This window comes from Vibrio sp. Vb1127, from assembly GCF_033338735.1.
Lineage (GTDB): Bacteria > Pseudomonadota > Gammaproteobacteria > Enterobacterales > Vibrionaceae > Vibrio > Vibrio alginolyticus.
The window spans coordinates 19,660-45,323 of record NZ_JAWOTF010000006.1; the positions used below are offsets into that span (position 1 = coordinate 19,660).

The 25,664-nt window shown below is 46.7% G+C and carries 27 protein-coding genes; 14 read left to right on the top strand and 13 right to left on the bottom strand.

What is annotated here, in order from left to right; genetic code table 11:
* Positions 1 to 11: 11 nt before the first annotated feature.
* Positions 12 to 911 carry a DMT family transporter gene (locus R7H07_RS10365; RefSeq protein WP_206959549.1) on the bottom strand — a complete coding sequence of 300 codons (900 nt, stop codon included), beginning with the start codon at positions 909 to 911 and terminating at the stop codon, positions 12 to 14.
* Positions 912 to 1,003: 92 nt separating this feature from the next.
* Here R7H07_RS10365 and R7H07_RS10370 point away from each other — a divergent pair, with 92 nt between their 5' ends.
* Positions 1,004 to 2,440 (top strand): PLP-dependent aminotransferase family protein, encoded by a 1,437-nt coding sequence (locus R7H07_RS10370; protein WP_005383306.1) that lies wholly within the window; start codon positions 1,004 to 1,006, stop codon positions 2,438 to 2,440.
* Between the two features lie 95 nt (positions 2,441 to 2,535).
* Here the strand turns inward: R7H07_RS10370 and R7H07_RS10375 are convergent, their stop codons facing one another.
* The 3 genes from R7H07_RS10375 to R7H07_RS10385 all read right to left on the bottom strand — a co-directional run bounded on the left by R7H07_RS10375 (position 2,536) and on the right by R7H07_RS10385 (position 6,342).
* Positions 2,536 to 3,672 (bottom strand): glycerate kinase, encoded by a 1,137-nt coding sequence (locus R7H07_RS10375; protein WP_054702117.1) that lies wholly within the window; start codon positions 3,670 to 3,672, stop codon positions 2,536 to 2,538.
* A gap of 16 nt (positions 3,673 to 3,688) precedes the next feature.
* Positions 3,689 to 5,041 carry a GntP family permease gene (locus R7H07_RS10380; RefSeq protein WP_053308050.1) on the bottom strand — a complete coding sequence of 451 codons (1,353 nt, stop codon included), beginning with the start codon at positions 5,039 to 5,041 and terminating at the stop codon, positions 3,689 to 3,691.
* Between the two features lie 158 nt (positions 5,042 to 5,199).
* Positions 5,200 to 6,342, bottom strand: coding sequence for a sugar diacid recognition domain-containing protein (locus R7H07_RS10385; protein WP_080996223.1), 1,143 nt, complete (start codon positions 6,340 to 6,342; stop codon positions 5,200 to 5,202).
* Positions 6,343 to 6,576: 234 nt separating this feature from the next.
* Between R7H07_RS10385 and R7H07_RS10390 the strand changes: the two genes are divergently transcribed.
* The gene (locus R7H07_RS10390) at positions 6,577 to 6,750 is read left to right on the top strand and encodes a hypothetical protein (protein ID WP_005374332.1); all 174 of its coding nucleotides are present in this window, start codon (positions 6,577 to 6,579) and stop codon (positions 6,748 to 6,750) included.
* 71 nt (positions 6,751 to 6,821) lie between these two features.
* Here the strand turns inward: R7H07_RS10390 and R7H07_RS10395 are convergent, their stop codons facing one another.
* On the bottom strand, positions 6,822 to 7,184 hold the full coding sequence (locus R7H07_RS10395; RefSeq protein ID WP_017634365.1) for a hypothetical protein: 363 nt from the start codon (positions 7,182 to 7,184) through the stop codon (positions 6,822 to 6,824).
* A 276-nt stretch (positions 7,185 to 7,460) separates the two neighbouring features.
* On the opposite strand from R7H07_RS10395, the gene R7H07_RS10400 reads away from it, so the two are divergent.
* The 5 genes from R7H07_RS10400 (at position 7,461) to R7H07_RS10420 (ending at position 11,493) form a co-directional block, all read left to right on the top strand.
* Positions 7,461 to 9,308, top strand: coding sequence for a M3 family metallopeptidase (locus R7H07_RS10400; protein ID WP_206959548.1), 1,848 nt, complete (start codon positions 7,461 to 7,463; stop codon positions 9,306 to 9,308).
* 69 nt (positions 9,309 to 9,377) lie between these two features.
* A complete protein-coding gene (locus R7H07_RS10405; protein WP_170889900.1) occupies positions 9,378 to 9,914 on the top strand; it encodes a DUF924 family protein in 537 nt (178 codons plus the stop codon).
* Between the two features lie 24 nt (positions 9,915 to 9,938).
* Entirely contained in the window at positions 9,939 to 10,268 is a 330-nt protein-coding gene (locus tag R7H07_RS10410; RefSeq protein WP_017634368.1) for a DUF4144 domain-containing protein, read from the top strand.
* A 139-nt stretch (positions 10,269 to 10,407) separates the two neighbouring features.
* On the top strand, positions 10,408 to 10,893 hold the full coding sequence (locus tag R7H07_RS10415; protein ID WP_025768760.1) for a VOC family protein: 486 nt from the start codon (positions 10,408 to 10,410) through the stop codon (positions 10,891 to 10,893).
* 174 nt (positions 10,894 to 11,067) lie between these two features.
* Positions 11,068 to 11,493 (top strand): VOC family protein, encoded by a 426-nt coding sequence (locus R7H07_RS10420; protein WP_017821017.1) that lies wholly within the window; start codon positions 11,068 to 11,070, stop codon positions 11,491 to 11,493.
* 77 nt (positions 11,494 to 11,570) lie between these two features.
* Here the strand turns inward: R7H07_RS10420 and R7H07_RS10425 are convergent, their stop codons facing one another.
* The gene (locus tag R7H07_RS10425; RefSeq protein ID WP_053308096.1) at positions 11,571 to 12,707 is read right to left on the bottom strand and encodes an MBL fold metallo-hydrolase; all 1,137 of its coding nucleotides are present in this window, start codon (positions 12,705 to 12,707) and stop codon (positions 11,571 to 11,573) included.
* A 181-nt stretch (positions 12,708 to 12,888) separates the two neighbouring features.
* Here R7H07_RS10425 and R7H07_RS10430 point away from each other — a divergent pair, with 181 nt between their 5' ends.
* Complete coding sequence (locus R7H07_RS10430; RefSeq protein ID WP_005374351.1) at positions 12,889 to 13,134, top strand: Rho-binding antiterminator; 246 nt, start codon at positions 12,889 to 12,891, stop codon at positions 13,132 to 13,134.
* Positions 13,135 to 13,230: 96 nt separating this feature from the next.
* Here the strand turns inward: R7H07_RS10430 and R7H07_RS10435 are convergent, their stop codons facing one another.
* The 3 genes from R7H07_RS10435 to ompW form a co-directional block, all read right to left on the bottom strand.
* Positions 13,231 to 14,721, bottom strand: a complete 1,491-nt coding sequence (locus tag R7H07_RS10435; protein WP_053308046.1) for an MDR family MFS transporter — start codon at positions 14,719 to 14,721, stop codon at positions 13,231 to 13,233.
* Positions 14,718 to 15,743 (bottom strand): HlyD family secretion protein, encoded by a 1,026-nt coding sequence (locus R7H07_RS10440; RefSeq protein ID WP_054702114.1) that lies wholly within the window; start codon positions 15,741 to 15,743, stop codon positions 14,718 to 14,720. Before R7H07_RS10440 ends, R7H07_RS10435 begins: the two co-directional genes overlap by 4 nt.
* A 214-nt stretch (positions 15,744 to 15,957) precedes the next feature.
* On the bottom strand, positions 15,958 to 16,602 hold the full coding sequence (gene ompW / locus R7H07_RS10445) for an outer membrane protein OmpW (RefSeq protein ID WP_158155629.1): 645 nt from the start codon (positions 16,600 to 16,602) through the stop codon (positions 15,958 to 15,960).
* A gap of 495 nt (positions 16,603 to 17,097) precedes the next feature.
* Here ompW and R7H07_RS10450 point away from each other — a divergent pair, with 495 nt between their 5' ends.
* From R7H07_RS10450 to R7H07_RS10460, 3 genes are read left to right on the top strand one after another with little or no spacing between them, the layout of a single operon-like run.
* Positions 17,098 to 17,748: a Qnr family pentapeptide repeat protein gene (locus R7H07_RS10450; RefSeq protein WP_005460782.1), complete on the top strand. Its 651-nt coding sequence runs from the start codon at positions 17,098 to 17,100 to the stop codon at positions 17,746 to 17,748.
* A gap of 9 nt (positions 17,749 to 17,757) precedes the next feature.
* Positions 17,758 to 18,069 carry a cupin domain-containing protein gene (locus R7H07_RS10455; protein WP_047725283.1) on the top strand — a complete coding sequence of 104 codons (312 nt, stop codon included), beginning with the start codon at positions 17,758 to 17,760 and terminating at the stop codon, positions 18,067 to 18,069.
* 38 nt (positions 18,070 to 18,107) lie between these two features.
* A complete protein-coding gene (locus R7H07_RS10460) occupies positions 18,108 to 18,728 on the top strand; it encodes an HAD-IB family hydrolase (protein WP_206959547.1) in 621 nt (206 codons plus the stop codon).
* Positions 18,729 to 18,844: 116 nt separating this feature from the next.
* On the opposite strand, the gene R7H07_RS10465 is transcribed toward R7H07_RS10460, so the two are convergent.
* Positions 18,845 to 20,023, bottom strand: a complete 1,179-nt coding sequence (locus tag R7H07_RS10465; RefSeq protein ID WP_206959546.1) for a lytic polysaccharide monooxygenase — start codon at positions 20,021 to 20,023, stop codon at positions 18,845 to 18,847.
* Positions 20,024 to 20,237: 214 nt separating this feature from the next.
* A complete protein-coding gene (locus R7H07_RS10470) occupies positions 20,238 to 20,678 on the bottom strand; it encodes an Lrp/AsnC family transcriptional regulator (RefSeq protein WP_054702109.1) in 441 nt (146 codons plus the stop codon).
* Between the two features lie 114 nt (positions 20,679 to 20,792).
* On the opposite strand from R7H07_RS10470, the gene R7H07_RS10475 reads away from it, so the two are divergent.
* Positions 20,793 to 21,377: a LysE family translocator gene (locus R7H07_RS10475; protein ID WP_206959537.1), complete on the top strand. Its 585-nt coding sequence runs from the start codon at positions 20,793 to 20,795 to the stop codon at positions 21,375 to 21,377.
* A gap of 179 nt (positions 21,378 to 21,556) precedes the next feature.
* On the top strand, positions 21,557 to 22,330 hold the full coding sequence (locus tag R7H07_RS10480; protein WP_206959535.1) for a siderophore-interacting protein: 774 nt from the start codon (positions 21,557 to 21,559) through the stop codon (positions 22,328 to 22,330).
* Between the two features lie 99 nt (positions 22,331 to 22,429).
* Here R7H07_RS10480 and R7H07_RS10485 read toward each other — a convergent pair whose 3' ends face one another.
* Both R7H07_RS10485 and R7H07_RS10490 read right to left on the bottom strand, forming a co-directional pair.
* Positions 22,430 to 23,302: a LysR family transcriptional regulator gene (locus R7H07_RS10485; RefSeq protein ID WP_017633836.1), complete on the bottom strand. Its 873-nt coding sequence runs from the start codon at positions 23,300 to 23,302 to the stop codon at positions 22,430 to 22,432.
* An 80-nt stretch (positions 23,303 to 23,382) separates the two neighbouring features.
* Positions 23,383 to 24,189, bottom strand: coding sequence for an arylamine N-acetyltransferase family protein (locus tag R7H07_RS10490; RefSeq protein ID WP_206959534.1), 807 nt, complete (start codon positions 24,187 to 24,189; stop codon positions 23,383 to 23,385).
* Positions 24,190 to 24,482: 293 nt separating this feature from the next.
* Here R7H07_RS10490 and R7H07_RS10495 point away from each other — a divergent pair, with 293 nt between their 5' ends.
* A complete protein-coding gene (locus tag R7H07_RS10495) occupies positions 24,483 to 25,631 on the top strand; it encodes an S-(hydroxymethyl)glutathione dehydrogenase/class III alcohol dehydrogenase (protein WP_206959533.1) in 1,149 nt (382 codons plus the stop codon).
* The last annotated feature ends 33 nt before the right edge of the window (positions 25,632 to 25,664 follow it).

The following is a 25,664-nucleotide window of genomic DNA, read 5'->3' on the forward strand; positions in this document are numbered from 1 at the left end:
CCCTAGCCAATTTAGGTATATTCTGTTTGAATCGATTTCTTTATCGTCAGATCCGGCTTTTTAACCACCAAATACACCGCCGTAGCTGCCAGTACGAAACCAGAAATCCCCATCCAATCAAATGACTCTCCAAACGCGAGCCAAGCCTGAATCGCCGTCGTTGGCGGCACCAGGTAGAATACAGAAGCTACGCTCGATGCAGCACCGTTCTTAACCATGTACAACAGCAGTAGAATAGCTACACAAGAGAGCACGACGACCAACCACAACACAGTCAAAATAAACTCCAGTTCCCACTGCACTTGCATGGTTTCAAACTGCATCGCAACGGGCAGAAACATGACGAGAGCGGCCAAATATTGCACCGTCGCACCACCCACCATATCCACTTGTTGGCAATGTTTTTTCTGATAAAGCGTCCCTAGCGTGATACCAACCAAAGCCAACAAACACAAACTAATGGCCAACACTTTATGCTGCTCGGATTGCCACTCCATTTTGCCCATCAACACCATAGCGATACCGACAAAACCAAGAGCCAAACCCAACCATTGCGAGGGTTTAAATTCCTCACGAACAAACGCCACCAGCAAAGCCGCGGTTAAAATCGGTTGAATACCCACCAGCAACGAACTCAACCCAGCAGGCATACCCAAGGCGATAGCGAAATAAGTACCGCCCAGATAGAAACCGTGGATCAACGCACCAACTACACAGCTGTGCCAAAAATCTTTTCCTGTCGGCAACCTTCTACGCAATACCGCCACAAGAACCAAAAACAATAAGACATTGAATGCCATACGGATAGAAAGTAGTGTCGCTGGCTCGGCATATTGCAAACCAAAACGCGCACCAACGAATCCAGAAGCCCAAAGGATGACAAATACAAAAGGGATGGCTCGGATTAACATGATCGCCTCACTCACGCTTGTTTTATGTTTTGAGATACTGCTAATGTAATTAGGTACAGTGTTTTCAAAAAGTGACAGATGGAAGTGTTTTTATGGGTACAGATTTATTGGGAAGCGGTGAAGGGAATAAGTACCTCGTGGTGGAAAAACACCTCAAACAAGCCATCAATGGTGGCGTTTATCAGGCGGATGATCGACTGCCCTCCATTCGCTCGTTGAGCCAAGAATTAAACGTCAGTAAAAATACCGTGATTCGTGCGTATCAAGAGCTGGAAGCACAAAACTTGGTTTACTCGGTTCCCAAATCGGGTTATCGAGTTAAAGTCGCCTTGCCGACCTCTCGCTCAATTCCGGATCCGACTCGCGTGGATTTGCTCTCGATCTGCAAAGAAATCCTTACTTATCCTGAATACCAAGAGCGTTTGCCTACCGGTTCTGCCCACCCAAACATTGACTCCCCCGCGATCAAAAGCTTGTACGCCGAGATCGGCCGCCACAGCCGCCAGCAAACGCATGTACCGAGCCATTACCAATTACCACCCGGTGATCACCTCTTAATCAAACAACTGGCGAAAATCACACAAGATTTGGGCACGCCAGCCAAGTTGGATGAGATCATGGTAACGCACGGCGCGCAACAAGCCATTAGCCTAGCGCTGCGCGCAACGACACAAAAAGGCGATATCGTCGCGGTGGAGTCCCCTTGCTATTTTGGCAACTTATTGATGCTAGAATCACTCGGCCTCAAAGTGGTGGAAATTCCGAGTTGCCCACGCGACGGTATGTGCCCCGAAGCCTTAGCAAAAGCAATGGCGACATGGGACATAAAAGCGATCATCGTAACGCCAAACTTCACCAATCCAACTGGTGCCATGATGCCGCTAGAAAAGCGTCAACAATTACTATTGGCGTCCGGCAATATTCCTATTATCGAAGACGATGTGTTTGGCGGGTTAAGTTATGATAAGCCGTTGCCAAGCTTGAGATTGCTCGATGACAAGCAACGCGTAATTTACGTGAATTCGTTATCCAAAACGCTCGATTCGCGTTTGAGAATTGGTTGGATGTTGGCGGGGCGATATCGAGACCAAATTGAACAATATCTACTGTGTGAGAACATGGGCAGTTTGAACCTGATGCAATCCGCCGTGGCAACGTTTCTAACGTCAGGCAAGTATCGAACGCATACTGCGCGAATGGGTCGGGTTTATCAAAACAACATGCGACGATTTATCCAGATGCTTCATCAATACTTGGATGAATACGAACCTCTAAAAAATCGATACCAGATCAACGCCGTACAAGGCTCGTTCTTACTTTGGTTGCGACTGCCCGAAGACACGGACAGCTATGCGTTGTATCAAGCATGCAATAAGCACAGAATCAGCCTACTTCCCGGCACCGTATTTGGCACTCAAGGGCAATATCGGCATTGCGTACGCCTCAGCGTGGCAAACTTTGGTCATGAAACCGATTGGAGTCAAGCGATGCAAACACTGGCAAAATTGATAGCAAAGCATGCCTGTTAACTCGCTCTTGCTAAATGAACTTATGCCTACACACGCAAACACGTAACAACAAAAAACTCCACGCAAAGGTGGAGTTTTTCATATCGTCATCGCCTTCAGTGCGACTTAATTTGCCACATTCTCGCGACGTTTTCGGCTAAGTTAGCAACGTTGACGTCGGCCTCTTTCATGGCCTCAGGTAAGCTCATCGCCCTTGGTACACAAGCAAACACCGCATCAATGCCGCACTCATAAACCGCCTGATAGTTGTCGCCCACACAGCCTGCTAATGCAATGACTGGTAAATTACACTGCTTGGCGACCTGAGCAACGCCCATCGGCGTTTTGCCATGTGCGGTTTGATGATCGATTCGACCCTCGCCTGTAAATACGATATCCGCATCCTCAACATGCTGAGCAAGTTTGACCGTTTCAAGCACAATCTCAATTCCTGGTTGCAAACGTGCTGGCGTGTACCCGAGCAAGGCCGCGCCCATACCACCAGCAGCACCCGCCCCTTCACGAGTCAGTACATGCTTACCCGTCGCTTGTTCCGTCAACTCGCCAAACTTGCGCAATGCGTTATCGAGCTGAGTGACGTCTGATACGGTCGCTCCCTTTTGAGGGCCAAAGATAGCCGACGCGCCTTTGTCACCACAGAGTGGGTTATCAACATCGCACGCTACCAACACTTCGCAAGTTGCTAAACGAGGGTCAAGACCAGAAATATCGATGGACGCAAGCGCCGCTAACCCGCCTCCATTTGGGGTAATTGCATGACCAGATTCATCAAGAAACGCCACCCCCAACGCGGTCAACATGCCCACGCCACCATCATTGGTAGCGCTGCCGCCCAAACCAATAATTAAGCGTTGAATGCCTCTGTCTAGCGCGTGTTTGATCAGCTGTCCGGTACCAATGCTACTGGTCAGTTTTGGGTCGCGAGCGTCACTCGGCACAAGGTGCAGCCCACTGGCCTCCGCCATTTCAATAACCGCGGTTTCGCCGTCGCCGAGGATGCCATAAAACGCTTCAACATCATTCCCTAGTGGCGCGGTCACCGTTGTGAAGACTTGTTCGCCTTGAGTTGCATCTATCAAAGATTGAACCGTGCCTTCGCCACCGTCTGCGACCGGAACCGTAACAAACTCGGCATCATGCCATACGCGAGCAAGACCCGTTTTGATCGCCTCGCTCACTTGTTTGGCGGTTAAGCTTTCTTTAAATGAATCAGGTGCAATTACCACTTTCATACGTATTTCCAGAGACTTATAAGAGAACGAGACTCAAAATGTACACCAATGCCATTGCCGTGACACCTTGAACGAGCGTAGCCATGGTTTGCGCGCGGTACGCTAAGCCCACCGACATGCGGCTAAACTGCGAAACTACCCAGAAGAAACTGTCGTTTGCATGAGAAACCGTCATCGCACCTGCACCGATCGCCATCACCGTTAATACGCGGCCCATTTCTGAATCGAGCCCCAATTGCGTAAGCATAGGCGCAACCAAAGCCGATGTGGTAACCAATGCAACCGTTGATGAACCTTGCGCCGACTTTAGCGCAGCCGCAACGATAAATGGCATGAAAATACCCACGCCCAGCGCCGATAGCGTCGTACCTAAGTATTCACCTAGCGGCGTGGCTTTTAATACCGCGCCAAATGCACCACCCGCACCGGTAATCAAAAGAATAGGCGCAGCAGCCGTAATACCTTGGCTGATTCGCTCGCCAAATTCTTCAATCTTGTTGTCTGACTTGAGTAGACGAACAGAAAGGAACAGGCCAATCACCAATGCCGTTAGTGGCTGTCCTAAGAAAGTCAGAACATCAAACACAAAACCTTCGCCCAGCGGTAGGCTTGGGAATTTCGCGATAGAGCCAAAACAGATCAATAAGATAGGAACAAAAATAGGAGCGAATGCTTGGCTCGCCGTTGGCAATTGGCCGTAAGACGCTTTGAGTGCTTGCCAGTCTTGCTGAATTTCTTCTACGGCTTCAATGCCATCTGGTTCAACATGTTGGAATCGGTTCGCCCACAACATCCCCGCTAACGCCGCAACCGCTGCAACAAACACACCCACACCAATCACTAAACCAAGGTTAGATTCCAGGTCTAAGTTACCCGCAGCGGCAATAGGGCCAGGAGTTGGCGGCACAAACGTGTGCGTCGCGTATAGGCCAGTTGCCAACGCCACACTCATTGCAACGCTTGAGGTTTTTAAACGCTTCGCGAGTGATTCTTTGAGCGAGTTCAGAATGACAAAGCCTGAATCACAAAATACCGGAACAGAAACGATGTAACCGATGATGCTCATGGTCAATGTTGGGAAACGCTCACCCAACACTTTGATGACCGTATCGGCCATGGTGATCGCCGCACCACTTTTTTCCAAAATAACACCAATGATGGTACCTAAAACGATCACCAAGCCAATGTAACCAAGGATGCCGCCAAAGCCAGAAGCAATGGTTTTGGCAATGCTATCTGCCGGTAAGCCGTAAGCAAATGCCGCAAGAAACGCTGCGATGATCAGCGCTAAAAAGGGATGTAATTTGAATTTGGTGGTCGTGAGCACAATAAATGCGATCACCCCAAGCAGGATTAATATAAGGTTCATGATAACTCCATTTATTCTTATTTTGCTGAGCGAGTCCGTGTTGGCTCACTCAACATGTAGGGACGCATGAATTATTAATCGTTTGCTTTCGAATTCCTTTAGGCGGAGTGACAAATGATGTGGTCAAAAAATAACGCGTATTGTGCAAATGCACAACATCACGACATTTTTGAGAGCCGAGTCGCAATATAAAGCTCCGCTAACCCCACAAAATTGGTTGTTGGTAGCCCTGTTATCTCGGTGATTTTCTCTAACCGATAGCGCAGAGTGTTCCGGTGAATAAACAGCATTTTAGAGCATTCTGTTACATTGCCATTGCATTCAAACAGTGCATCTAGGGTTTTCAATAATTGCCCAGATTTGTCTTTCTCTTTCAACCGTTTCACACCATCAATAATTTGTTCACCTTGCCAAATATCCGCCAACGGCGCTAACAAAACAGGCAAACGAAGTTCATCGAACAGGTACTTACGTTTCTCTGGGTAGAACTGCTTGCCAATGGCTAATACCTGCTTCGCGCTTTGGTATGACAACGCGACATCTTTAGGCTCATTAAACAGCTGCCCTAGCGCAATGTGAAACGTATGCGAATCGTGATCGCTTAAACGCGACATCAACTTATCAATGCGCTCACTTTCAACTTGGCTATCCCACTGCTTGGCGGAATGACACGGTTTCAACACCACAATTTCATTCACCGAGACAATCGCAACTAGGTTGTTACGCTCTGGGTATTCAAGCAGTTCAACAATATTGCGCACACTCTTCATGCTTTTTGAGGCCGACGGCGTCGAGACTTCAATCACCGTTGCCACCCGTGGTTGAGTAACATCGATATAAAGACGCATCGCCCAATCTTTCAGCTCTTCATCGGTCAATTTCCCATTGATCCAAGCCAGAATAAACTCTTCGCGATGACGTCTGTCCCACTGAAATTTTTCCACCAGCGCGGCTTGCTCGATTGTCAATTCAGCGGTCATTTTAACCAGTTTGGCAAAATCTCGGATTTTCTCCGGCTCGCCTGTGACACCAACAATACCGACCACGTCACCATGTAATTTCAACAACATATTGATACCGGGTTTGACACCCTGCAACGTCAAACATTGCTGCTCATTAAGCTCTAGCGAATCGCCATGATTCAGCGCCAGTACCGCGCCATCATGCACTTGCCCAACACGTTTAGGGTCGCCACTGCCAATGATGATGCCTGCCGAGTTCATCACATTCACATTGTGACCAATGATGGACATGGTTCGATCAACAATTTGTTGTGCTAAAGCGTGGTCGAGAATCACCATTTCGAGTTTCCAAATTGACCGTTTAATCACTCAATAAATCACAAATGGCAAACTATCGCGATGCTGCGGTTCTAAATAACGGAAGCAGCTCAAAGCATTATCCAATTAACCACACTTAAAAAGAGGATTAAACCTTCATTTTTAGCAGAGGGTTATATACTTAGAACAAAGGTTACCAATGCATTCTTCACTGTGCATTGATGCCACTCGTCTACCTACAGAGGAGAGATCAACATGGAGTTACGGAATAAATCGGGGGAAGTTGCAAATATTGCTGATAACCTCACTTTGAAGGAAATCACAGAAATGGGCTACACCGTAGATTTATGCGATGAAGCATTTGCTCCTGGAGAGCATTGGAAAGCGGAAGGTAAAACGCAAGGTATGGGCGAGTATCCAGAGGAGTAAACGTCCTGGCGAACCAGCGTACAAAAGCGTTCCACAAACAGAAAAGCCGAGCGACTTAACGCTCGGTTTTTTTACTTTTGAACTTCTTGAATAAACAAGCTCATCTCTTCAAGATAATTGCCGTTTGAGCATCCCCAGTCGGTGACCTCAATCAACTCTGTAACTAACTGTCCAGACTCATCATCTTGCACTCTCTGCACAAACGCTTCAAAACGTTCCAGTTGTGCCTGGCTCTTAACGCCATGCACGGCATATTCTACAAGCAAGCCGTTGTACGTCTGCCAGCGCTGGTCGCCCGCAACATCATTGCTTAAAATCACAGAACACTTTTGTTGAATGCTTTCAACCGCATCATTTCTTGGTGGCGCGACTGTGGAACATCCAACTAAAATCGTACCTACCGCCAATAACGTAACTTTTGTCTTATTTATCATATCGTTTCCAACTGTATCGCCACGATATGGAAATCTTATTACACCTGATAAGGATCATCGATAGCGCACCGCAGATTAATTACTTAATAAACTGTAAACTCCATACCAGTCTTAACACTGCAAGCTCAGAACTCCTATTAACCCACCCAAATGTAAACAAATAGTAAAATCACCTTTACGCGATGCAAAATCGACAAATGAGATTAGCGTTCCTTTCTCGCGACCAAGCGTGCAATAATCAACTGTCTACATAACGAAACCATTTGAAGGATCAAAATGACCGCAACGGATTACCTCAACGACCTCAATCAACGTTACCTTGCGATTCACCGCACCAAAGAAGATTTCTTTTGGGAAACTTACATGGGGATCAGCGATGACCATGATGGCTCGACGCAAGCACAAACGGCATGGACAAGCTTTTTAAGCAACGCCGAGCAAATTACTGCCATCAAACAACAGCTTGAAGCCGCGGACTCAATTACCGACCCACAAGAGAAACAACAAACCATTACGGGTCTATCTGGTTGGCTGGCGATGTTTGAATCTCACGCTATCGAGGGCGAAAAAGCACAAGCGTTGAAAAATCAGCTCATTGCCTTTGAAGCTGAGTTCTTCGAGAAAAAACAGAACCACGTACAAACATTTACCGATGAGAACGGCGAGCAAGTAGAAGGTTCACTTCCAGTATTAAGCTCAACCATTCGCACCAGCAATCATGAAGAAGTTCGCCAATCGGCTCATCAAGCGTTGCTGAACCTTGAACAATGGCTACTGCAAAACGGCTTTATTGAACTGATCAAACTGCGCAACCAGTTCGCTCGCTCACTGGGTTATGCGACTTTCTTTGATTACTCCGTGCAAAAAACGGAAAAGATGAGCACTGAGCAGCTATTCGAGATTTTGGAAGATTTCGAACAACGCACGCGAGATGCGCACCTAAACAGCTTAGAAAACTTGGCGAAAGAGAAAGGCGCAAGCGCACTAGCAGGCTACAACTTTGTTTACTCATTCGCGGGTAACGTTATGCGTGACCTTGACCCATACGTGCCGTTCTCAAAATCTCTGAGACGCTGGGTAGAATCATTTGGTCGCCTAAATATTGATTACTCTGGCGCGACGCTAACGCTGGATTTACTAGATCGCAAAGGTAAGTACCCGAACGGGTTCTGCCACGGCCCTATCCCTTCTTTCTATAATCAAGGCGAATGGGTCGCAGCACAGGTGAACTTCACCAGTAATGCCAAACCAGACCAAGTGGGCAGTGGCTACGATGGCATTAACACGCTGTTCCACGAAGGCGGCCACGCAGCACACTTTGCGAACGTAAAAATGAACGCGCCTTGTTTCTCGCAGGAGTTTTCGCCGACGTCAATGGCTTATGCAGAAACTCAGTCGATGTTCTGTGATAGCCTGTTAACCGATGCCGATTGGCTAAAACAGTACGCACTGGATGATGAAGGGAATTCTGTTCCTGATGAGATCATTCAAGCGATGATCAACAGTCGTCAGCCATTCAAAGCTTATGAAGAACGTAGCATCTTGGTTGTGCCGTACTTTGAACGCGCGTTATATCAACTGAGCGATGACGAGTTAACGCCAGAACGCATCACTAAGCTGGCTCGCGATTGTGAAAAACAGATCCTTGGTTTGGAATGCAGCCCTCGCCCACTGATGGCGATTCCACATTTGCTATCCGACGAAGCGGCGTGTGCGTATCAAGGTTATCTACTCGCGCACATGGCGGTGTATCAGACCCGTGCATACTTCCTTGAGAAGTTTGGTTACCTGACGGATAACCCAGAAATTGGCCCACTGCTGGCAAAACACTACTGGCACGCAGGCAATCACTTGTCGCACAACGAAACCATTGTCAGCCTGACTGGCGAAGGCTTCAATGCCAAATACCTTGCAGACGTGTGTAACCTGTCGCCAGAACAGGCATGGGAAGTGCAGCAGAAGAAAATCGACTCACTTGCGACGCGAGAGCGAGTACCAGTCGCTTCACTGAACGCCGCGATTAAAGTCGTCGACGGCAGTAAAGAGCTGGCAAGCAACGCCATCTCTGACGAACAAATGTGTGACGATTTTGAACGTTACATCGTAGAGACTTACGGTCGATAACACGCAGAAAGCCAGGAGCTCGCCTTCTGGCTTTTTATTCTTTAGCTAATGCAATAGGAAGGAAGATCCATGTACCAAGAAGTCATCAAATTTTGGTTCGAGGAGCTATCGCCCCAAAATTGGTTTGAAAACAACCCAGAACTGGACAAGCGTATTACATCGCGATTTGCCTCGGTATTAGAACAAGCCGCTCGTTGTGAACTGTTTAATTGGCGTGACAGCGCACAAGGACGATTGGCCGAAATCATCGTCCTCGACCAGTTTTCACGTAATGTGTATCGCAACACCCCAAAAGCGTTTGCACAAGACCCACTCGCATTAGCATTGGCTCAAGAGGCAATTCGGTTAGGTCACGACAAAGAATTAGCGCCTGAGCAGCTAAGTTTTTTGTACATGCCGTTTATGCACAGCGAATCTCGCCTCATTCATGTCGAAGCTGAAAAATTGTTCCGCGCATCAAGGCTTGAAAATAACTACGATTTTGAGCTAAAACACAAAGCCATCATCGACCAGTTTGGGCGCTATCCTCATCGCAATGCGATATTAGGAAGAAAGAGCACTCCCGAAGAGTTAGCGTTTTTGCAACAACCTGGGTCAAGTTTCTAAATAACAATGAATAATGAGTTAACCATGAGAGACCACGCAGTATGTTGGCCATGCTTGCTAAAACTAGACGGCGACGATGAGCTGATCTACACGCATTCCCAGTCCGACTTAGACTCTGAATGCGAAGCCCTCATTTTTGGGCAAGATGATTACGTTATCGACTCAAATGGCAACACGTTTGAATTGAAAAACAATGGTTCGAACACCACTCTTTTACATCTAAAAGAACGAACGCTTTCCGTAGAAGAGGTTACGTCATTAATCCAATCGCATGAATTCAGCCTCGCGCAACGGTGCATTATCAAGATTCATTTCACCTCGGTGAGGCAAGCTGTTGAGGCCTTAGCTCACTAACTCAATCCCAACGCGCAAATCATTAAATAAAATTATCATTTTTATAATTTATGATAATTTCATGTAATCAACATCACGCCATATACTCTCCCACATCGAAACAAGACAACGTTCAAACACACATGTTGGGAGCAAACAAATGAAAATGAATCATGTCGGTATTATGGTCGGAGATATGGACAAAGCGGTTGAGTTTTACACGCAAGCGCTAGGTCTAAAAGTCGTTATGGGCAACACGAAAGTGATTGAAGAACGCGAAACGGCAATTGGCAGAATGTGTATTGCGGTCTTTGGGGAAGGCTTTAAAGGCTTCAACATTGCGCACCTTGTGACAAGTGATGGCATCGGCCTTGAGTTATTCGAAATGAAAGAACGTCAAGAGCGCCATGAAGTGGATTTTTCTCGCATCGGTATCTTCCATTTCTGTTTACAGACAGACGATTTTGAAGGTGCAATCAAACGCACCGAAGCACTAGGTGGCAAAGTTCGCATGGACATCATGCGTTACCACCCAGAAGACGATAATAAGCCTGCGAAAATGGTTTACCTAGAAGACCCATTCGGCAACCTATTCGAGCTTTACTCACACTCTTACGAAGAAACTTACGCTTCTGATTACGAGTAATAGCCCCATCCATATCCCAAAAGGCTAGCAATACGCTAGCCTTTTTTGTTTGCTTTGAGTTGCAGTGTTTCTGCACTCGCTCTAGCAAAAAAACATCTGGAATTTGATCATTTCTCTCACCACTTTTAAGGTCACTTTATACTTACCTCAACACAATGCAAAAAGGAGTGAAGCATGCCCACCAAAAATCCAATCGCCATCAAAGCGCTTGATCATGTTGTTTTAAGGACCTGTAACCTCGATGCTATGTTGCATTTCTATCGAGACATTTTGGGCTGCCCTGTCGAGCGCGAAGTAACGGAACTTGGTTTAACTCAACTTAGGGCAGGTAACGCATTGATTGATGTAGTGACGGTAGACAGCGAATTGGGCCAACTCGGCGGAAAGCCACCAGTTCAAAATGGTCGTAATATTGACCATTTTTGCCTGCAATTGGCGCCTTTTTCCGAGGATGAATTACTGGAATATCTGCGTTCGAACGGCATTGAAACCGAAGAGTTTGCGAAACGCTACGGCGCACAAGGATTCGGTCGCTCACTCTATATTCATGATCCGGAAGGAAATGTCGTCGAGTTAAAACCTCAAGTGATTGATGAGTAAGCGAGTAAAAAACCTTGTTATATTCTGAAAATAACAAGGTTAACTTCTAAAATAATTATTGAAGTAAGAACATATTATTAAGTCAAAATTCTAGCTGGCTCACCTGTTTCTTTTTCTCGCCACCATTGTTTATTTATCTGTTTTTTATGAACGTAAAAACTCTCCCCCGGCATTGGCGTCAGCAGCGTTATAAGTTCTTTTTGACAATGGGCAAGCAAATCTAAAATCGGTTCGTCCCAGCGGTGAGTAAACAGCTCGTATGTAGCCCAATGTACTGGCAGCAGTTTTTTCGCATTTAAATCGCGAAACGCTTGCACGGTATGATGAGCCTGCATGTGCCCCCAGTTTTCGACCGGATAACCTTGGCCTTTCACATCGGCAGCCACTTCCAAACAGGCAATGTCGATTGGTCCACATCGCTGTGCGATCTCGGAAAAGTGCGAATCGTAAGCTGAATCGCCACTAAAATAGAGCGTCTCTTCTTTGCCTTTGATGACCCAAGAAGCCCACAGGGTCGCGTTTTTATCGAAATAAGTACGACCCGAATTATGGTTAGCAGGCGTACAAATCAGTTCGATTCCGGCATAGTGCACGCTATCCCACCAATCGAATTCCACGATGTTGTCTGCGCAAACGCCCCACTTTATCAGATGCTTGCCAACCCCTAAGGGCACATAAAACGTCACGGATTTATCAGCGTAGAAACGTATGGTCGATGCTTCTAAATGGTCGTAATGATCGTGCGAAATCACGATAATTTCAGGAATCGGCAAACAATCTCTGGCGTAAGTATTGGGAATATTGCGTTCAAACCACGCTTTTGCGACGAACGGAGAAGCGTAATCAAATACCGGATCAGTCAGAATTCGAATGCCATCGACCTCCACCAGCATGGTGGAATGGCCCAGCCAAGTAACGCGCATCGATTCACTTCGCTGTGCAAACTGCGTAGGTTGAATTGGGGAATGTGGCAGATGTTCGTTAGGACTCAACGGCGTTCTACCACCAAAATAACTCCAACACACCTGCCAGAATGATTGCGGACTAGGGACATTTGGCATCTCGTTTTTAACGCGGCCGTTTTCAAATTGAGGCGAGTGGTGAACACGGTGCGCCAACTGCGCATGGTAGGTTTGAGGCGGAATCAGTGAACTTGGCTTTTGTGTCTTTTGTTCACTCGTTAGGTATGTGCGCTTAAGTATCGTCTCAGACATATCGTAGTTTTGTCTCGCTTGCGAACGCTCAACAGTAGGTTTATTAAAACGTGCGTGTATGTCTATTTCGTGACCAAAATGAGGTGTAAGATGAAGATTCAGTTTCAATCAAACGTTTTCTATATTAAGGAAGCGGTTCTCAAACCTTCTGAATACTGCGTCGGTTTGAAAGGAGAAAGCTATGGTGACTTGCAGCCAATACGATTTTATTGAAATCGCCTGTATGTTTAAGCTCCCTATCGAGATCACACTAAAAAATGGTGAAACTCATCAGGGCAACGCGTTCGACACAGGCTACGACATGCAGCGACAAGAGTGCTTGTTTTTAGATATGGATGGTGAGCACACCGCCTTCCCGACTGAACAATTAGTCGCAATGCGCGCGCTCAAAACCAATCCGCATTTTGACGAAGTGACATTTGAGTAAACGTCCTTCTTTCACTGGCACTGTCCAATAAAAAACGCCTCTCAAGCTGACACAACTTGAGAGGCGTTCTCTTACACTATTCACCGGAACTTCATGTTATTCACGCGACCGAATGAAAACCAGCATCGGCATCATGATCACGAACATCACTCCCACAAGCTGGAAGGTGTGCACAAACGCGACCATTTGCGATTGCTGCTGCAACATCTGTTGGTATTGGTCTAACGCAACCGGGTCGGTAATAGAAAGCCCCTGATTGGCCGCCCAGTCATGCAAGTTAGGATTATAAGGATTAATACCCTCTCCCAGCGCATGCCATTGCTGCTGACTATCACGATATTGGAACGTGGTTGCGATAGAGATACCAAACGAACTACCAATGGTACGGAACAGATTGTAAATACTCGCCGCCGCAACAGATTGCTCTTTCGGAATCGTTAAATACGCCAAGGTGGATAGCGTCGAGAAAGTTAAACCAAGCCCCATCCCCTGAATCATACTCGGCATCACAATCCAAAATGTATCGATCTGCAGTGAGTACTGCGTCATCAAATAGCTACCAATCCCGATGCAGCTCAAGCCAAAGACTATTTTGATTCTGGGATCGAATTGCGGATTGAGCTTAATCACCAAAATCAACATCGCCGCTGACGCCAACCCACGCGGTGCCATTAATAAACCAGTGGTTGAGACCGGATAATCCAGCAAGCTTTCCAACAGCATTGGTTGTTGAGTCGTCAGACCAAACATCGCCATCGACACCACGGCAATCATCAATGACGAGACCATAAGGTTTCGGTCTTTCAGTAGCCACAATGGCGCTATTGGACTTTTGGTTTTCCAACTGCGATATATCCACATCACCAATCCCATGACTGCGAGCAATATCGCCGTCTGAATCATACGTGAGTCGAGCCAGTCGTCTTCATTCCCTTTATCCAACACAAACTGCAACGCGCCCACACCTAACGCCATGTAACCGATGATCCACCAGTCAAAGTTAGGTTTGGATTTGTTGTCGATATGGATATAGCGATAAATCAAAGAGGTACAGATCAAACCGAATGGCAAGTTGATGTAAAAAATCCAGCGCCAGTTAATGTTGTCGGTGATCACACCACCCACAACTGGGCCCAAAATAGGACCAAGCAAAATGCCGATGGAGAAAATCGCCATCGCTTTGCCTTTTTGCTCATACGGATAAATCTGCACTAACGTCGACTGCGCCAATGGAATCACCGACGCGCCGAAAGCGCCTTGGATAATGCGAAATAGCACCATCTCTTCAAGAGACTGTGCTTGCCCACAAAGCGCACTGGCAATCACAAAACCGACCACGGCAACCAGCATGACTTTGCGTTCACCAAAGCGCGACACCCAGAAACTGGTCATCGGAATGAAGATCGCTTCCGCCATGCTGTAACCCGTCAGCACCCACGTAATTTGGTCTGCCGTTGCGCCCAAAGCGCCCATCATGTGCGATAGCGACACGTTCGCAACGGTCATATCGATTAACACCATGATGGCAGAAAGCATCACGGCGACGGTGGCAATCCCCCGCTTGTCTGCCGTAATTTGATGGATCATTGCACGCTACTTTGCAAATCAATGGTGACTTCTGAGCTCGCACCCACGCGAAGTTGCGGCGCATCGGCCGGTACTTCTAATGCCAAACGTACAGGGAAACGCTGTTTGATTTTAACCCAGTTACCCGTTGCGTTTTCTGGTGGCATCAAGGAGAACGATGTACCACTCGCAGGCGACAGCTGCTCTACCGTTGCTTTCCACACCACGTCTGGGTACATATCAATCACCACATCCGCATGCATACCAGGTTTGATGTGAGTAAGATCGGTTTCTTTAAAGTTCGCGCGTACCCAATAGCTGTCTTTTAAAATCACAGGGAACAGCGTTTGACCCACGCTAACAACCGAGCCTACGTGCGTATTGATCTCACCGGCAATGCCATCCACTGGTGACGTAATGTCGGTGTAGCTCAAGTTCAGCTCTGCTTGCGCTAACTGTGCTGCCGCTTGTTGAACAACCGCAGCCTCTGCGCCTTCTTCACCACGGTTCGCAATGGCTTTTTCTACCGTCGCGCGCGCTTGCTCCAGGCTCGCTTGGGCATTGGCTAGTTTGTTTTTTGCCGTATCTAAATCTTGGTCCGACGCCAGTTTGCGTTTCACTAGGGAATCCGTACGTTTGTACTCTACTTGCGCTTCTGTCAGGTTAGAGCGCGCCGCATCTAAGCCCGCAACAGCTTCAGTTACCTGCTTATCGGCAACGTCATGTTGCTGGACCGCCAATTGGTATGCCGCTTTTGCTTGCTTCACTGCCAACAAATATGGGCGTGAATCTATCTTCAGCAGTAGGTCACCTTTGTTAACAGATTGGAAATCTTTAACATCCACAGAAACCACTTGGCCTTTTACCTGAGGCGCTACCGACAAAATTTTTGCCCTAACGTAGGCATCTTCCGTGCTTGGGTGACTGTCTGAATACTGCCAAGACCAATACATCGCACCAAATGCGATAACACAGAGAGTAAAGAAAAGAGTTTTTACCAGCTTAGATCTGGAGGAGGAATGCTTTGCGATGTCGTCGCTCATTTATATTGTCCACTTGTTCAATTATGTGATCAGTGTAGGACTTTTCGATCTTCCGACAATAAAATGATCTGCAAGGTAAAGATCCAATTTTGCATGTTGCTAAGTGGAGTAAATGATGTGCAATCAAAACGAGGATAAAAAAGAGGGGCAGTCCCCGTAACCGCCCCCAAAGTCATGCCAATAATAGTAATGTGCGTGTAACTACTGGTTTTTCTTAGAACTTGTAACCGCCGCTGATCATAAATACCCAAGGGTTAATTTTGACGTCGGTTTTTTGCTTCACTCCACCTGCTTTGTAAGTTGCTTCTGTTTCAATGTTTGCGTACCACGCAGCAGCGTTGAAGAACCATTGATCGTTGATCATGTAGTCCACACCAATATTCGCTGCTAGACCGAATGAGTCATCCAACTTAAGATCTGAAAGACCAGCGCCTTTACCCGTACTATTGAAGCCCTCATCAAAGAACATGGTGTAGTTGAGACCTGCACCCACGTATGGACGGAACTTACTTTGTGGCTCGCCAAAGTAGTACTGCACCATAAGCGTTGGTGGAAGGTGTTTGGTGTCCGCGATATCACCAAGACCTAACAAGTCTGTTGAAATATCGTGGCTGAATGGTGTTGCTGCTAGAAGCTCTAAACTGATGTTGTCTGTAAACATGTAGCCAAACGTCAAACCAAGCTGCGTATTTGAATCCACTTTCAATTCTTCTTGAGAACCAAGAATCTTATCGCTGCTGTCGTTTGGAACGACAGACGCCGCACCAACACGAAGAACGAAGTCACCTTGTTTATGAGCGAAAACACTTGGTGACACGAGTGCAGCAACCACTGCTAGACTGCAGATTGTTTTTTTCATTTTTATTTCCTTTCGTAGGGCTTCGTTATGTCGTACCCAAAGGGGTGCCTACTAACTGATCTGAGATTTCAAGTAAACTCAGCGCCTTGAAGCACACGGGTATCTATATCTTTTTGAGCTGTGCGCAATCTAGCACATAGAAACCCTACTATTTTGATGGAAATCAATTTGTGAAAAATATAGGTTTTTTGTATGGAGAAACGCCATATTGATCAACAAATTATGCAAATAGGATACAATTCTGTAATGCAAACTGTGCGTGTGAGTTGCCATGCATACCCATAAATGCGAATCCTCTCGTTAAGGCTCGTAGCCAGCAAAAACTTTTTTCGTCCTCTGCGTCTTCTATTTTCAAAAAACAACCCACTTAAAACGCTCGTTTGCCCCCTTAAAATCGCGATTTGAGGGGTTTGTAAAGCACTGAAATACAAGAAGTTATTTTTATGGAAAATCAGTCACTTGGAGTGCTAGTCTGCTCGCAGCTAAGGAGAAGACATGTTAAAAACCGATCTCATTTTTGAACGAGAAAACTTTTCTCATCACGATTTTCAGAATGCCACCTTTAAAAACTGCCACTTTTATATGTGCAGTTTCGACCATGCCGATCTGCGCGATGCTAAGTTCATCGACTGTCGCTTTATCGAATCCAAAGCGCTAGAAGGGTGTAGTTTTCGTTTCGCGAACTTAAAAGATGCCAGCTTCACGAACTGTATGTTGGCGATGAGCCTGTTTAACGGCGCAAATTGTATGGGCTTGGAGCTGCGTAAGTGCGATCTCAAAGGGGCAAACTTCCAAGGTGCGAACTTTGCTAATCGCGTCAGTAACACCATGTTTTTCTGTTCTGCTTTTATTACTGGCTGCAACCTCACCTACTGTAACTTCGAACGAGTGTTACTAGAAAAATGTGACCTCTTTGAAAACCGTTGGAACGGTGCGAACCTCGCAGGGGCAACTCTCAAAGGCTCGGATTTATCTCGCTGCGAATTCTCGCCAGAACAATGGGGAACCTTTAACGTTGAGCAATGTGATCTGACTCATGTCGAACTAGACGGGCTGGATGTGCGCCGCGTTTCTCTGTTTGGTGTTAAGATTTGTGATTGGCAACAAGAGCAATTACTTGCGCCTTTTGGACTGATCATTCTCTAAGGAAAGGCCATGAATCTTTTTAAAGACTTACCGAATAACCTCGACGAGGAAGTGTTCGAAGACCTGCTGACCCACAAAAACCTGCGTATAGAACGCATTGTCTCTACGGGGCAAACCTCGCCCGAAAGTGGCTGGTACGATCAAGAAGAACATGAATGGGTCTTGGTTCTTAAAGGAGCTGGAGAGCTGACTTTTGAATCAGATGTAGTGCAACGACTTGAGGCAGGCGATCACGTTACGATTCCAGCTCATACCAAACACAAAGTGAGCTGGACTGACCCAACGCAAGAAACCATCTGGTTGGCGGTGTTTTATCAATAAACACAAAACGATCTTAAACCAAAAAATAGGCGCTGAATTTGCTCGATACTACTAAGCCGTCACTGGCACTGTTTGATTTTGATGGCACCATCACCCGAGAGGATATGTTTAGCCTTTTCCTCCACTATTCTGCTTATGGCCTGCGCAAACGAGTAGGAAAGGTCGCTATCATGCCATTTTATGCGCTGTACAAACTCGGAGTGTTACCCGCTCGTCTTATGCGTCCGCTCAGCAGTTTTATTGCATTTTCAGGGAAAGACGCGCAGCAAATTGAAGCGATTGGCGCTCAGTTTGCCCATGAAGTGATCCCGCTGTACTTACGGCCAGAAGCGATGGAAAGGTTGGCGTGGCATCAACACAGAGGCGATACCATTGTGGTGGTGTCGGCATCACTCAATGCGTATCTCAAACCTTGGTGTGAGGCGAACGGTTACCACTTGCTGTGCAGTGAACTGATCTCAGAACAGCCAAAACTGAGTGGCTTTTACCAGCAAGGTGATTGTAGTTTAGAAAAAAAAGTCTCGCGCGTTAGGGCCACGTTTTCGCTCGACGAATTTGCGTCCGTTTATGCCTACGGTGATACACACGAAGACATTCCGATGCTAAAACTGGCAGACTACGCGATGCTCAACTGGAGCGAGTGGAGAGCAAGCGAATAACGATATGTGCTCTGATTTTCAAGACAGCCACTCAACCAAAGTGGTCGTTTTAGACTGAAAAAACAAACCCTTCTCACATGAGAAGGGTTTTATTGTTCAGGGCCCGAATAAATGGCTTAACGCCATACACCCCACTGACCCGTTGTGCCTGGTTCCTCACCAGACGTCCACCACTGGGCAGTCCATTCTTTGCCGTTGTGCGTCACCACATCACCTTGGTTGTAAACGGCTGTCTTGTCCCACAAGTTGGTTGGTTCAACTGGTGGCGTGACATCCGCTTTGATCAGTGACAACGCGTAACTGAAGTCTGCGCTTGGCGCTAATACTTGGTTTGCATTCACGTTGTTACTGTCGAACATGTAGTGGTTCATCTCTTGATGCCAAATGCCCACGTACCAATCACCCGTTTGCTGCGCATTAAATTGATCCGCAATTTCTGCCGCCCAAGTCGCCGTATTGTTTGCACTGATTGGTAGTGAAATATCGACAATTTCATTGCCTGTCGCATTAAACGTACGGAAACGAATGGTGTCACCCGCTTCTACTGGCCCAAAACCTTGCTGAACAAAGTAGCCTAGAGATGTCAGATTGTTGCCCGGTTCGGTTGGATCAACAGGGTCAGTCGGTGGCGTCGTGATCGTTCCGTTTAACGCAATGTCACTACAGTTGTAGAAACCTTCCCCAGCGACATCAATGCGCTGCCAACGAGTATAAAGCACCGCATCGCCGGAACGATCAGCAGGGAAAGTCACCTGAATACGGTAGCGTTTTTCCGCATCAACATACACATCACCTGCGGTGTCGATCAGCTCTAAATCACTCCAAGTAAGAGGCTTTGAATCATCATAAGTTGGCTTGGTGAGATAGAATTCCCAGTACGATGGGTTGTGCGGCGCTTTGCCGTAAAACACCAATTCAATCTGGTTGTTTGCATCTGGCGTAACATTGGTGCGCTGCCAGTTTGGAGAAGGAATGTTCAAGCCTTTCTTAGCCGCATCGCCGGCAGAACACAGTTCACCGTCGCGAACCACGGCTTTCACATGCTCCATATCTCGGTAATTTGGTACGTTCGCCGCGATTTCGCTGCGTTGCACAAACGGATACGCGCCAGATTCTTCAAAAGCCGCTTTACACGCTTGGTTAGGGATCTCGTTGGTCCAAAAACCACCGTCTAAATAACACGTATTCTGACGAGCGCTTGGAAATTCTACCCAGCCGTGGGCGTTGACGTTAAATGAGCTCAATGCGGCAACAGCGCTTAAGCTCAAAAGAGGAAGTGTTACATGTGATTTCATCGTTCATCCTTAATTTTGCTGACTCGCCGCTCTGAAACACAAGCGGTTTAAGCAAAACTAGCAGGATGGGATTATTTAGAAGGTGAGAATAAATATGGAAATTGTAAGAGTGCCATCTGCTTTCCAGCATTTGTTGTGAACCATTCTCATACTCGACTGACTCTTTCGAGTCACTTCAAATTCATGTGCCACAAAAACTGTCACTCTCGTTTGGCTATCGCTCGTCTTTTGGTGTGTCCATCACCACCATGGTTGTGATCGACTTGACGTGCTCACACTCACCCAACACATCAGCATGGAACGCTTTATAAGCGGCGAGATCTTGCGTTTCCACACGCAGCAAATACTCGTTCGCACCAGTGATGTTGTGACATTCCACCACCTCGTTTACAAAACGCACATGCTCTTCGAAACCAAGCTGCGCCTGCTTAGAGTGCGAGGCCAAACCAATCGACACATAAGCAACAAAACCCACGCCAAGTTGCTGATTATCCAGTACTGCTCGGTAGCCTTTGATAACGCCTTTACGCTCTAAATCTTGCACTCGACGTAAGGTTGCAGATGGAGATAGACCAACGCGTTCCGACAGCTCTACATTGGAGATTCTTCCGTCTCGTTTGAGCACTTGCAACATTCTTTCGTCAAATCTATCCATGATGATGTTTCATTGCTTATTTAGTTTCTAATCATCAAATAAAAGCACAATATTGACCTCAGTTCTACTTATAGTTGTTCTCAACTTATCGAGAACTGATTCAAGGAACAATCTATGGAATATCATCAACTGGGCGCTTTGGCGTTGTTCGCTTTTGTCTCCACTTTTACGCCGGGTCCCAATAACATTATGTTGATGACCTCAGGGGCAAATGTCGGCTTTAAACGCACTATCCCACACATGTTGGGCATTACCTTTGGCTTTGGTGCCATGCTAATTTTGGTGGGTATTGGCTTGATGAGCCTGTTCCACACATATCCAATTACACACTCCATTTTGAAAGTGTTGAGCTTGAGTTATTTGCTGTACTTGACGTACAAAATCGCCATCAGCGACAAAACCGAAGCAAAACACGATTTTCGCCCAATGTCTTTTTTAGGGGCGGTGGCATTCCAATGGGTGAACCCAAAAGGTTGGTCGATGGCGTTGACGGCCATTACGGTATACACCAGTGGCGGTTCTTGGCTCGAACTGACTTTTATCGCCGGTATCTTCTGTTTAGCCAACTTGCCATCGGTGACATTTTGGACGGCGGCAGGTATGCAATTGCAGCGTTGGTTGACCACCGATAAACGCATTAAGGGGTTCAACTACAGCATGGCCGCTCTGTTGCTTTTGTCTACGATTCCAATGATATAAGTCCATTTATGGTTAAAAAACGACTCACTTTACGTGGTTAGAGAAAGGATAGAGGTAATATTTTTCTTGAGGCTTTGGCGTTAATTCACAGTGTAAATTTGTTTAAAGACGCTACCCTCTTGTTAGGGAACTTGATAATCTTTAAATGAGAAAGAGAATAATTATCGAGTAAAGTAACAATGAAAAAGAAGCCTCAACCTAAAACGCTTGTTGTCATAGACACAGAAACCATCACTCCAAACATGCAGCGCATTACCTTGCAAGGTGAGGCGCTGAGCCATTTTCCTCGTGACTGCGAAGGCAGTTACATCAAATTACTGTTTAATGATATGGGCGGCGCGGATCTGAGCATCCTGTCAGAAGACGACCGACCAATCATGCGCACTTACACAATTCGACGTTTTCATCCAGAAACCAGCTCAATCGAAGTGGATTTCGTCCGACACGTAACGCAAGATCTGCAATGCGGATTTGCCGCACGTTGGGCAATGGCCGCGCAAAAAGGCGACACGATCAGCATCGTGGGGCCGGGTAGCATTTCCAACTTAAATACTGAGGCGGATTGGTTCTTCATGGCTGCCGATATGACGGCACTTCCAGCGCTTTCTGCGAAAATTCGTACGTTGTCAGAAGAGGCCAAAGGCTATGCTGTGATCAGCGTGATGTCTCCAGCCGACATTCAGCCCCTACACGCGCCAGCAGACATGGAGTTGATTTGGTTAACCGAAGGGCAAGCCTTGGCTGATAGCGTTCGCGAACTCGAGTGGTTAGATGGTAACGCTTCGATATGGTGTGCGTGTGAATTCGATTCAATGCGTGCGCTGCGCCAATATTTCCGCAATGAGAAAGAAGTCGATCGCGAGAATATCTACATCAGCAGCTATTGGAAGCAAGGCGTGTCTGAAGATGGGCACAAAGTGATTAAACGTGAAGACGCGGAATCCAACCAATAGTGGTTCATGTCTATTCGATTCCAGCTCTCATCCTAATAAAAACGCCCGGCATCACCGGGCGTTTTAGCGATTTCAGTTGTATTAAAGTTATTGAAAACTCTAATCCGCTAGTTCCTGCGCTAAAAAGTCGATTAACAACCTCACTTTGGGCGATAAATTTCGGCTTTGTGGATACAGTGCCCAAATGCCTTCACGGTCGTCTCGGTAATCGGTCAGCACCTCGACTAGCTCACCGTTATCTAGAGCTTCTTGAACGTAATAGTCCGGCAACTGCACTAAACCCAAACCACGTTTGGCGGCGCCCATTAGCGCAAAACCACTATTGCATTTAATTCTCCCCGATACGCGCAAAGACTTATCACGTTTATTTTCCTTAAAATGCCAATAATCGACCGAACCAACTAGGCACTGATGTCGAGCCAGTTCGGATAATGTGTGAGGCTCGCCAAATCGCTCCAAATACATAGGGCTAGCACACACGTAATTTTGACGCGACGAAAGACGCTTTGCGATCATGCTGGAATCTTGCAGGCGGCCAAGACGAATCGCCACGTCTACCCCTTGCTCTATCAAATCCAGTTTTTGATTGGTCAGCACTAAATCGAGGTCCACACGCGGGTACTTCTCCAAAAACTGATGCAAGAGCGGCGCGAGGTTCATTTCCCCATAGGTCACAGGCGCTGTCACACGCAGCAAACCTCGCGGTTCGGTCTGCATTTGCGTTACAGCAAGCTCAGCCAGTTCTAACCCTTCGACCAAATGTTTGCACTGCTGATAATAAAGCTGTCCAGCTTCAGACAGAGAAACTTTTCGCGTCGTGCGATGCAGTAACTTAACCGCAAGACGCTCTTCAAGTGCCGATACGCGGCGACTGATTTGTGCCACTGACGTTTTCAGTTTAGCCGCGGCAGCTGTAAAGCTGTTAGTTTCCGCTACGGCAACAAACTCGCTGACTCCTTCCCAATTCGCCATGCTGTATTCCTGTCGACCTCTTCTAGACAAATAGTGATTACATTGTTCTCGTCGCGCTACGCTTTGAAAACTGGAGAACTTTACGCGTCAGGTAACGGACGAAGATCGTAGTATTGCGCATCAAGCTCAATACCAAAATATTCTTTCAACGCATCCAGGTAGGCTTGACCTGGCTCTAGCTCTATTTCTGTTAGCGCTTCATGATTGGTGCATCTGAGTGTGTAGTTAAGCAGCGTCACCAACCCACTTTCTGTCGCTCTAGCAGCGACCCTTGCGCTAGTAAAACGCGAATTAGGCGAAGTCGAGGTAAAGAAGTTGCTACATGCAATGTCACCAGCAAACACAAACTCTAGGTCAAAGCTGTATAGATTGTTCCACGTGTCCGTTCCATCGGTTGAAAGCACTTGGAGGAAATAACCAAACTGAGCATCTTTGACAAAACGGAAGGTTTGTAAATCCGTCTGAATCACTTGGTCAAGGATAAATGGCAATGGCGCTCGAGGGGTATTGGAGCCAAAACCCACATCGACAATCCATATTTGTTCCTCTAACGTCACTAACGTGATTTGATGACTACGACCTGTTGGTGTACCAGACACATGTACACGCCCTAGCAAACTTCGCGCTTCAAACCCAAGAGTGTTGAGCACATCAAGCATTAAACCATTTAATTCAAAGCAGTAACCACCGCGAGAGTGGTACACGGTTTTTTGAATAATATCTTCAATCTCAACAGAGACGCCTCGCTGCAATGCGATGTCAAAATTCTCAAACGGCAGGCAACGATGCTGCGCCACGTGAATTCTGTTCAATGACTCCAAATCGGCGGGCAATTCACTAGGCAAGCCTAGCTTGGTTAAATAGGCACTCAGATCCGTCTTATTCATAATCACTCTTACTTAGCTGATGGTTTGACAGTTTTCTACTTTAGCCCCTCTATCTAACTTCAGGTCAATCACCTTTTCCATTTCCCTTCCGCTTTAAGGAGGCATCGCACTCTTTTTACACGCTCACCTTATCATTATTACGCATATGTAAAAATCATTTTCAAAATGGACGGATTATCATTTTTACTGAAACACCTAAAATGAGCACCAACAAAACGACGAAGCGCGGTAAGCAAACCTTAACTACGCTTATTACGTCACTCCATATACTGAAAATATAAAGGAAACATCCAATGTCGCTTGAAATCAAACCTGGTCAAACTCACATAAAATCAAAAGCAATGGTCGCTTGGGCTGCAGGTGAGCCGCTTAAAATGGAAGAAGTGGATGTACAACTTCCAAAAGCCGGCGAAGTGCTAGTACGCATCGTAGCAACTGGTGTTTGTCACACTGACGCATTCACACTATCAGGTGACGATCCAGAAGGTATCTTCCCTTCAATCCTTGGTCACGAAGGTGGCGGTATCGTTGAAATGGTTGGCGAAGGCGTAACAAGCGTTGAAGTTGGCGACCACGTTATCCCACTTTACACCGCTGAATGTGGTGAGTGTAAGTTCTGTAAATCTGGCAAAACGAACCTATGTCAGGCCGTTCGTGAAACGCAAGGTAAAGGCCTAATGCCAGATGGCACAAGCCGGTTCTCTATCAACGGCGAAACTATCTTCCACTACATGGGTTGTTCTACTTTCTCTGAGTACACGGTTCTTCCAGAAATCTCACTAGCGAAAGTAAACAAAGAAGCACCACTTGAAGAAGTTTGTCTTCTAGGTTGTGGCGTAACCACTGGTATGGGTGCGGTATTAAACACAGCTAAAGTTGAAAAAGGCGACACAGTGGCAATCTTTGGTCTAGGCGGTATCGGTCTTTCTGCAATCATCGGTGCTCGCATGGCTGGTGCCAGCCGCATCATCGGTGTAGACATCAACGAAAGCAAATTCGACCTAGCGAAACAACTTGGTGCTACAGAAGTAATCAACCCACAAAAATTCGACAAGCCAATCCAAGAAGTGATTGTTGAAATGACAGACGGTGGTGTTGACTACTCATTCGAATGTATCGGTAACGTAAACGTGATGCGCCAAGCACTTGAGTGCTGTCACAAAGGTTGGGGTGAGTCAGTCATCATTGGTGTTGCTGGTGCAGGTCAAGAGATCTCAACTCGTCCATTCCAACTGGTAACTGGTCGTGTATGGCGTGGCAGCGCTTTCGGTGGCGTTAAAGGTCGCTCTGAGCTTCCAGAAATCGTAAACCGTTACATGGCTGGTGAATTCGGCTTACAGGAGTTCATTACCCACACAATGGGATTAGCAGACGTCAACAAAGCGTTTGATCTGATGCATGAAGGTAAGAGCATCCGAACAGTTATCCATATGGATCAATAATGCTGCCTCAGGCTCTCCTTTTGGGGAGCCTGA

What these genes read in the sequence shown, in the direction of transcription:
- R7H07_RS10365 (WP_206959549.1), bottom strand. Translation starts at nt 911, where the DNA reads ATGTTAATCCGAGCCATCCCTTTTGTATTTGTCATCCTTTGGGCTTCT.
- R7H07_RS10370 (WP_005383306.1), top strand. Translation starts at nt 1,004, where the DNA reads ATGGGTACAGATTTATTGGGAAGCGGTGAAGGGAATAAGTACCTCGTG.
- R7H07_RS10375 (WP_054702117.1), bottom strand. Translation starts at nt 3,672, where the DNA reads ATGAAAGTGGTAATTGCACCTGATTCATTTAAAGAAAGCTTAACCGCC.
- R7H07_RS10380 (WP_053308050.1), bottom strand. Translation starts at nt 5,041, where the DNA reads ATGAACCTTATATTAATCCTGCTTGGGGTGATCGCATTTATTGTGCTC.
- R7H07_RS10385 (WP_080996223.1), bottom strand. Translation starts at nt 6,342, where the DNA reads ATGGTGATTCTCGACCACGCTTTAGCACAACAAATTGTTGATCGAACC.
- R7H07_RS10390 (WP_005374332.1), top strand. Translation starts at nt 6,577, where the DNA reads ATGGAGTTACGGAATAAATCGGGGGAAGTTGCAAATATTGCTGATAAC.
- R7H07_RS10395 (WP_017634365.1), bottom strand. Translation starts at nt 7,184, where the DNA reads ATGATAAATAAGACAAAAGTTACGTTATTGGCGGTAGGTACGATTTTA.
- R7H07_RS10400 (WP_206959548.1), top strand. Translation starts at nt 7,461, where the DNA reads ATGACCGCAACGGATTACCTCAACGACCTCAATCAACGTTACCTTGCG.
- R7H07_RS10405 (WP_170889900.1), top strand. Translation starts at nt 9,378, where the DNA reads ATGTACCAAGAAGTCATCAAATTTTGGTTCGAGGAGCTATCGCCCCAA.
- R7H07_RS10410 (WP_017634368.1), top strand. Translation starts at nt 9,939, where the DNA reads ATGAGAGACCACGCAGTATGTTGGCCATGCTTGCTAAAACTAGACGGC.
- R7H07_RS10415 (WP_025768760.1), top strand. Translation starts at nt 10,408, where the DNA reads ATGAAAATGAATCATGTCGGTATTATGGTCGGAGATATGGACAAAGCG.
- R7H07_RS10420 (WP_017821017.1), top strand. Translation starts at nt 11,068, where the DNA reads ATGCCCACCAAAAATCCAATCGCCATCAAAGCGCTTGATCATGTTGTT.
- R7H07_RS10425 (WP_053308096.1), bottom strand. Translation starts at nt 12,707, where the DNA reads ATGTCTGAGACGATACTTAAGCGCACATACCTAACGAGTGAACAAAAG.
- R7H07_RS10430 (WP_005374351.1), top strand. Translation starts at nt 12,889, where the DNA reads ATGGTGACTTGCAGCCAATACGATTTTATTGAAATCGCCTGTATGTTT.
- R7H07_RS10435 (WP_053308046.1), bottom strand. Translation starts at nt 14,721, where the DNA reads ATGATCCATCAAATTACGGCAGACAAGCGGGGGATTGCCACCGTCGCC.
- R7H07_RS10440 (WP_054702114.1), bottom strand. Translation starts at nt 15,743, where the DNA reads ATGAGCGACGACATCGCAAAGCATTCCTCCTCCAGATCTAAGCTGGTA.
- ompW (WP_158155629.1), bottom strand. Translation starts at nt 16,602, where the DNA reads ATGAAAAAAACAATCTGCAGTCTAGCAGTGGTTGCTGCACTCGTGTCA.
- R7H07_RS10450 (WP_005460782.1), top strand. Translation starts at nt 17,098, where the DNA reads ATGTTAAAAACCGATCTCATTTTTGAACGAGAAAACTTTTCTCATCAC.
- R7H07_RS10455 (WP_047725283.1), top strand. Translation starts at nt 17,758, where the DNA reads ATGAATCTTTTTAAAGACTTACCGAATAACCTCGACGAGGAAGTGTTC.
- R7H07_RS10465 (WP_206959546.1), bottom strand. Translation starts at nt 20,023, where the DNA reads ATGAAATCACATGTAACACTTCCTCTTTTGAGCTTAAGCGCTGTTGCC.
- R7H07_RS10470 (WP_054702109.1), bottom strand. Translation starts at nt 20,678, where the DNA reads ATGGATAGATTTGACGAAAGAATGTTGCAAGTGCTCAAACGAGACGGA.
- R7H07_RS10475 (WP_206959537.1), top strand. Translation starts at nt 20,793, where the DNA reads ATGGAATATCATCAACTGGGCGCTTTGGCGTTGTTCGCTTTTGTCTCC.
- R7H07_RS10480 (WP_206959535.1), top strand. Translation starts at nt 21,557, where the DNA reads ATGAAAAAGAAGCCTCAACCTAAAACGCTTGTTGTCATAGACACAGAA.
- R7H07_RS10485 (WP_017633836.1), bottom strand. Translation starts at nt 23,302, where the DNA reads ATGGCGAATTGGGAAGGAGTCAGCGAGTTTGTTGCCGTAGCGGAAACT.
- R7H07_RS10490 (WP_206959534.1), bottom strand. Translation starts at nt 24,189, where the DNA reads ATGAATAAGACGGATCTGAGTGCCTATTTAACCAAGCTAGGCTTGCCT.
- R7H07_RS10495 (WP_206959533.1), top strand. Translation starts at nt 24,483, where the DNA reads ATGTCGCTTGAAATCAAACCTGGTCAAACTCACATAAAATCAAAAGCA.